This window comes from Streptomyces sp. NPDC056361 (assembly GCF_042262805.1).
In the GTDB taxonomy this organism is placed as follows: Bacteria; Actinomycetota; Actinomycetes; order Streptomycetales; family Streptomycetaceae; genus Streptomyces.
In genome coordinates, this window is sequence record NZ_JBHJQI010000257.1 from 1 (window position 1) to 5,714 (window position 5,714).

At 69.3% G+C, this 5,714-nt stretch carries 9 protein-coding genes; 4 read left to right on the forward strand and 5 right to left on the reverse strand.

Going from position 1 to position 5,714, the window contains the following annotated elements:
* Positions 1–52: 52 nt before the first annotated feature.
* On the reverse strand, positions 53–946 hold the full coding sequence (locus ACFCY7_RS39435) for a GyrI-like domain-containing protein (protein ID WP_376490904.1): 894 nt from the start codon (positions 944–946) through the stop codon (positions 53–55).
* A 186-nt stretch (positions 947–1,132) separates the two neighbouring features.
* Positions 1,133–1,486 (reverse strand): hypothetical protein, encoded by a 354-nt coding sequence (locus ACFCY7_RS39440; protein ID WP_376490905.1) that lies wholly within the window; start codon positions 1,484–1,486, stop codon positions 1,133–1,135.
* Between the two features lie 64 nt (positions 1,487–1,550).
* Between ACFCY7_RS39440 and ACFCY7_RS39445 the strand changes: the two genes are divergently transcribed.
* Positions 1,551–1,727, forward strand: a complete 177-nt coding sequence (locus ACFCY7_RS39445; RefSeq protein WP_376490906.1) for a hypothetical protein — start codon at positions 1,551–1,553, stop codon at positions 1,725–1,727.
* Positions 1,728–1,833: 106 nt separating this feature from the next.
* Positions 1,834–2,115, forward strand: coding sequence for a hypothetical protein (locus tag ACFCY7_RS39450; protein WP_376490907.1), 282 nt, complete (start codon positions 1,834–1,836; stop codon positions 2,113–2,115).
* Positions 2,116–2,250: 135 nt separating this feature from the next.
* On the opposite strand, the gene ACFCY7_RS39455 is transcribed toward ACFCY7_RS39450, so the two are convergent.
* From ACFCY7_RS39455 to ACFCY7_RS39465, 3 genes are all read right to left on the reverse strand, one after another.
* Positions 2,251–2,649: a hypothetical protein gene (locus tag ACFCY7_RS39455; protein WP_376490908.1), complete on the reverse strand. Its 399-nt coding sequence runs from the start codon at positions 2,647–2,649 to the stop codon at positions 2,251–2,253.
* Positions 2,650–2,855: 206 nt separating this feature from the next.
* Positions 2,856–3,335, reverse strand: coding sequence for a diadenosine tetraphosphate hydrolase (locus tag ACFCY7_RS39460; protein WP_376490909.1), 480 nt, complete (start codon positions 3,333–3,335; stop codon positions 2,856–2,858).
* A gap of 105 nt (positions 3,336–3,440) precedes the next feature.
* On the reverse strand, positions 3,441–3,623 hold the full coding sequence (locus ACFCY7_RS39465) for a hypothetical protein (protein WP_376490910.1): 183 nt from the start codon (positions 3,621–3,623) through the stop codon (positions 3,441–3,443).
* Positions 3,624–3,887: 264 nt separating this feature from the next.
* On the opposite strand from ACFCY7_RS39465, the gene ACFCY7_RS39470 reads away from it, so the two are divergent.
* A complete protein-coding gene (locus ACFCY7_RS39470; protein WP_376490911.1) occupies positions 3,888–4,280 on the forward strand; it encodes an SAV_915 family protein in 393 nt (130 codons plus the stop codon).
* Positions 4,281–4,294: 14 nt separating this feature from the next.
* On the forward strand, positions 4,295–5,713 hold the full coding sequence (lysA, locus tag ACFCY7_RS39475; RefSeq protein WP_376490912.1) for a diaminopimelate decarboxylase: 1,419 nt from the start codon (positions 4,295–4,297) through the stop codon (positions 5,711–5,713).
* The last annotated feature ends 1 nt before the right edge of the window (position 5,714 follow it).

Genomic DNA, 5,714 nt, shown 5'->3' on the forward strand with positions numbered 1-5,714 from the left:
GTCGTGGAGGCTGCCCCGCAGTCCGGGCCGCGCATCAGAAGGGACCGGGACCTCACACCCCGGTGCTCCCGCCGACGCGCTCGACCGGGATCCAAAGCTGTGAGTCCGTGTCCGCGCCGATTTCCACCGGCTGCGTCCGCAGCAGCTCCGGACCCGGACGGCTCGCGTACGGGTTCGAGGGGAACCACTGCGTGAAGACGTCACGCCACAGCTCCTGGAGGGCGCTCGGATAGGGGCCGTGGTTGTCGAAGACCGCCCACGTCCCGGCCGGCACGTCGAGGGCTTCGAGCTCCTCCGCGGCCGCTTCGGGGCCGGTGACCACTCCGATCCAGTAGTCCACCTCGGCGCCCTCCTCGCGGCTGTCGGTCAGGTGCGTCACCGCCGACAGGACCCCGTTCGGCTCGCCGTCGGCGAGCTCCTTCATCCGTACGATCGCCTGCGTGTCGAGGCTCTCCACATGTGCCGCGGCGGCCGTGTTCACCCCCTCGTGCACGAGCGGGACCCGCGCCTTCCTGCCGACGACGCGAAACGCTTCCTTCTCGACGATCCGGTACCGCATGGTCGTACTCCCTTCGACGACGACACGGAAGGACATGCGCGGCTGTGCCGTGAGCGTCGCACCGGTGCGCCGGGCCTCGCCCGGCCCGATGCCGTGCACCGACCGGAACGCCCGGGCGAACGCCTCGCCCGAGCCGTACCCGTACCGCACGGCCACGTCGAGCAGCGTCCGCTCCCCGCCCAGCACCTCGGCCCCGGCCAGCGTCATGCGCCGACGCCGTACGTACACGGAGAGCGGCATCCCTGCGAGCGCCGAGAACAGGCGCCGGAAGTGGTACTCCGACGTCATCGCGACCCGGGCGACCTCGGCGACGTCGACCTCCCGGCCGGCCTCCACTTCGAGGCACCGCTCGATGTGGTCGAGCGCCTGGTTGAGCTGCTCCAGCACGGTTCCGCGTCCTTCCTTCTGATGTCTTCACCGTAGGAACCACCACCCTCCCAGGACCCGACGATCCATGCCCGGAACGATCGGGTCCCCGACCGCGTCCCGCGCGCGGAGCGCCCGGCCGGCGCCCGGCCGGCGTTCGTCCGCATCCGCTTCGCGGACGCGGATCCCGGCCGTGACGAAGACGGTCTAGGCCAGCGGGTCTACGCGGCCGAGCATCTCCGCGAGCGGAGTACCAGTCCGTGCGGCCGCGATGCGGCGGGCGCGCAGCTGAGCGCGCGTGCGGGGGCGGAACTTCGGTTCCCTACCGCAGCCGCACGCCTCGAAGCCCTCGTAGCGCAGCCCGGCGCCGAGGACCACGGCGACGACCGACCACGCCTTCCGATTGCTGCGACGGGGCGCCGCGAAGTCGTGGCCGGCGCACAGCATCGGCACCGCACAGCGCGGGCAGGGCTGGTCGGTGCCGGGATGCCGTTTGAAGCTGACCCGGCACGAGACACACGCGTAGTGCAGCTTGTAGTGGACGAACGCGTAAGTGCACATGGGGCGACCGTACCGACGGCGTTGCCCCGCCGACCAACCGATTCCAGGCGCGGGAAACCCCTACGTGACGCTCGCCGAGCTGCTCGTCCAGCTCATCGACGCCGAGGCGTGTGGCTTCCCTCAGGACGTGCTGGTGGTGGTCCTGAGGGAAGTGGACAGCTCCTTGTGGGACGTCAGAGCTGCCGAAGAGCGCGTATTCACCGAACTTCGGGGCCACTACCAGGGCGCCGTGGACCTCTGATACCAGAGGTAGGTGCAGCCCTCGTGGCGTTCGCCGCGACGTGACCGCACTGATCGCGGTCCATAACCGGTGGCTGCGTCGAAGACGCGGATGCGACCATGCGACGGTGAACTCAAGCCTCCCCACCGGTTGGACGATCGAGCGCGTGCGGGCTGTGTCCGGAGACGCGAGCGCCGTCGTGCTCTCCGCGGATCGACTCGTGGTGGTCGAGAACGTTGACCAGGGGGACTACGACACGCTCCAGCCCGCCGTGATTCTCGGCTTCCACGAGCTGTGCCTCGTACAGGACGACGACGAATGGTTCATGGGGCAGCTGGACGAAGACGGCTCGGTGACCTGCTGGGCCTCGTACGGCTCCGACCTCGCCGAGGCCATCCGAAGCCTCTGAACCCCCGCACCTTGGGCGACGCTCACGATCGGGCCCGGTGGGGGCGAAGGAGCGCGAGCCAGGGCCACGAGGTACGACGGACCAGTAGTCCGCTACGAAGCGGCTGGCCTGGTCGGGGCGCAGACGTGGCAGCCGTCAAGGCGTGATTGCGAGGGAGTGGTGACGGGCGCACGATTCCGTGGGTGACCAGGGGACCCAGGAATGTGCCTCCCGCCAACCAGGTCGCCCGCAGGCCCAGCCCTGGAGCACCTCAGCCACAGGTTCCACTGTGAAGACCCCGTGCCCACGGGGTACCCATGTCTGGAAGTGCTTGTCCGGCCCTCCCTCGCGGTATTCCACCTGGTAGCTCAGGTCGTCGTTGAGGAAGACCTGCATGTAGTGCTGGTCGGCGGGTTCCAGGTCGAGTCGCCGCACGACGACGAAACGCGACGCGAGACTCATGTCAGCCAGCAGGTCGTGAAGCTGGTCCTCAGACGGGTCGTTCCAGGTCGCCCCGTCCGCCTCGACTGCTTGAAGCACAGGTGTTGCTGCCATGAAGCCGACTCTAGTCACCCTCCCCGGCACTGGATCCATTCGGGTTCCGCTTCTGCACCACGCTCGATGAGTCATCGCATGCGGTTCCTTCCGGAGCATCGCCCTGGTGCATGCGGGCCGGAGCGCACCTTCACCAGCACCGCGTGCACCTTCATCCGGTGTCGCAGATTGGTCAAAGGAGATGGCGAGTTGACTTCTCGGTGCTGTCAGGCCGTCGAGCGTAACCGGTCCAGTTCGCTGCCGATCGCTTCCCGCAGCACGTCGTGCTGCGGACCGAGCCTGAATTCCTCGTCGCTCCACCGGTCCCGCGGATAGCGCCACACCGGAGCGCTGACCACATCTGCCGGCTCCCAGTCGAACCGCGGCCACACGTGCGCATGCAGAAACGGATCCTTGTTGCCCAGGATCTCCAGGTTGACGCGTCGGAAAGACGGGTCGAGCCGTCGGCAGGCATGCTCGACCGCTTCGCCGAGCCGATCCATGTCGGAGAGGAAGGACAGTCGCTTGGACCGGGGCAGGTCTGACAGCTGCTGTACGTCCGGGTCGTTTACGAGGAGTACGGAGTATCCCGGCAGGAACTGGACATCACCGATGACGGCGAACCCTGACGTCAACCGCCGCAACACGGTCGGGTTCTCACCCCTCAGGGCAGTACCGATTCGGTCCATCCGCCAGTCGCCGACCATGTCCACAACTTACAGGCGGGCAATGGCTGTTCCCCGCCTAGCTGACCACCTTGCCCTTTCCATGAGAGTCGGAGATGGCAGGAATCCGGTTGACCACGCGCGAGATCAGGGGCGGTATACGAGTTCCAGAAGGATGGCCGCGATGAGGAGCCAGGCGCCGCCGCCGAGGAGCCACATCGCGTCGGCCACCACTCCCAGGGCGCTGACGACGACGGCGCCGAAGGTGAGCGTCACGGAGCGGCGACGCACACGGCGGTCGGCACGCATCCGTCCGTGACATCGGCTCATGAGGCGAATGTAGGGGTGGAGGGCGACGAGTGGGCTGGTGCCCGTGGTGTCTTCACGCGGTCTTGACGCCGGAAGCGCGGCGCACGCGGGGCGAGGAGCGGGGGACGGTCGTAGGGGGTGGCGTATGAGCGGCGTATACGTCGCGGCTGATGCCGTCAGGGGAGTGTCAGGAGGTTGGCGGGGCCGGTGGGGACCGGGAATAGCGTCGGAGACAGCCCGGAGCGACCGCGTCCGGGGATCGCGTTCCCTTCCTCGGAGGAACCCATGTCAGTCGCTTTGTACGGAGACGAGCCGGAGCCCGGAGAACAGCTCCCGGCCGGACGGCTGTGCGTGCCCGTCCGGCCGGGGTCCGGCAGGTGCGTGGCCCGCCTCTTTCGAACGCCGGTCGGTGGCCGCACTGCCGTCGCGTTCACCGGCCCAGCACGTCTGAGGGCCGCTCTGGGGGAGGCCCAGCCGTGGATCGTCCTGGCCGAACCGGCGTTGCGCGCGCTCGTGGAGCCGTTGGGCGTCCGCGAGCTGCGGGTCGACCCGGTCCTGACCGCACCGGCTCCGGCGGCCGCCTTCGACGGGGCGCCGGCCAGCATCGCCGTCGGCTCAGCGGTTCACTCGGCGGAGCCGCTGCCGAGCCCCCGGCCGCTCACCTCGCTCGCGAAGTGAAGGGAGCCGCAGCGATGACTACCCTCCCCGTCTCCCTGTCCGCCGCCCGGACAGACACAGACACAGGAACAGACACAGGAACAGGAACAGGAACAGGAACAGGAACAGGAACAGGAACAGGAACAGGAACAGGAACAGGCCTCCGCTCCGTCTGGCCCGCTACGACCACCGAGCGACCGCACGGCGACATCCTCGTGGGCGGCGTGTCCCTTCCCGAGATCGCCGAGAGTCACGGCACGCCCGTCTACGTCCTGGACGAGGCCGAGGTCCGTGAGCGCTGCCGCACCTATCGCAGCGCGTTTCCTGAAGCCGAGATCCATTACGCGGCCAAGGCGTTCCTGTGCCGAGCGGTCGTCCGCTGGGTCGAGGAGGAGGGGCTCGGCCTGGATGTGTGCTCGGCCGGAGAGCTGGAACTCGCCGTCACCACCGGATTCCCGCCCGACCGGATCCTGCTCCACGGCAACGCCAAGTCGCCGCAGGACTTGGCCATCGCGTTGCGCCTCGGCGTGGGGCGGATCGTCATCGACAACCCCGCCGAGATCGCCCGTATCGCCGCTGCGGTCGGCACCGGGGGCCATCAGAAGGTCATGGTCCGGGTGACGCCGGGTATCAGCGCGGGGGGCCACCACAAGATACGCACCGGCTCCGACGACCAGAAGTTCGGTCTGTCGCTCCGTGACGGCCACGCCCAGCACGCCATCGCTCGCATCCTGGACCAGCCGCAGCTCGAACTGACGGGACTCCACTGCCACCTGGGCTCGCAGATCACGGAGGTCAGGCCGTACCTGGTGGCCGTGCGCAGGCTCGTCGGCCTCGTGGCCAGGGTCCGCGACACCCACGGGATCGCGCTGCCGGAACTCGACCTCGGCGGCGGTCACGGCATCGCCTACCGTCCCGGCGAGCCGGCGCTCGACCTGACGAGACTGGCGGCAAGGGTCCGCGCCGAACTCGCCGAGAGCTGTGCGGCCGCCGGGCTTCCCGTCCCGCGCCTGCTCATCGAGCCGGGCCGCGCCGTCGCGGGACCCGCCGGAGTCGCCGTCTACCGGGTCCTCGCGGTGAAGCGCACACCCGGCCGTACGTACGTGGCGGTGGACGGCGGGATGAGCGACAACCCACGACCCGCTCTGTACGGAGTGCGGTACGCGCCCCGCCTGATCGGCCGTCGCGCGTCGGCCGAGGCCGAGTGCGTGACGGTCGTCGGCCGCCACTGCGAAGCCGGTGACATTCTCGCCGAGGACGTGCCCCTGCCCGTCGACACCCACCCGGGCGACCTGATCGCGGTGCCGGTGGCGGGCGCCTACCACCTGGCGATGGCCTCCCCGTACAACCTCGTCGGCCGCCCGCCGGTGGTCGCCGTGCTCGACGGCCGGGCCCGCGTGCTGGTGCGCCGGGAGACCCTGGAAGACCTCAGGGTCCGCGACGTCGGTCTGTAGG

Bases quoted from the DNA above. Each gene is read 5' to 3' on its own strand.
- lysA (WP_376490912.1), top strand. From the start codon at position 4,295: ATGACTACCCTCCCCGTCTCCCTGTCCGCCGCCCGGACAGACACAGAC.
- ACFCY7_RS39465 (WP_376490910.1), bottom strand. From the start codon at position 3,623: ATGAGCCGATGTCACGGACGGATGCGTGCCGACCGCCGTGTGCGTCGC.
- ACFCY7_RS39470 (WP_376490911.1), top strand. From the start codon at position 3,888: ATGTCAGTCGCTTTGTACGGAGACGAGCCGGAGCCCGGAGAACAGCTC.
- ACFCY7_RS39455 (WP_376490908.1), bottom strand. From the start codon at position 2,649: ATGGCAGCAACACCTGTGCTTCAAGCAGTCGAGGCGGACGGGGCGACC.
- ACFCY7_RS39460 (WP_376490909.1), bottom strand. From the start codon at position 3,335: ATGGTCGGCGACTGGCGGATGGACCGAATCGGTACTGCCCTGAGGGGT.
- ACFCY7_RS39440 (WP_376490905.1), bottom strand. From the start codon at position 1,486: ATGTGCACTTACGCGTTCGTCCACTACAAGCTGCACTACGCGTGTGTC.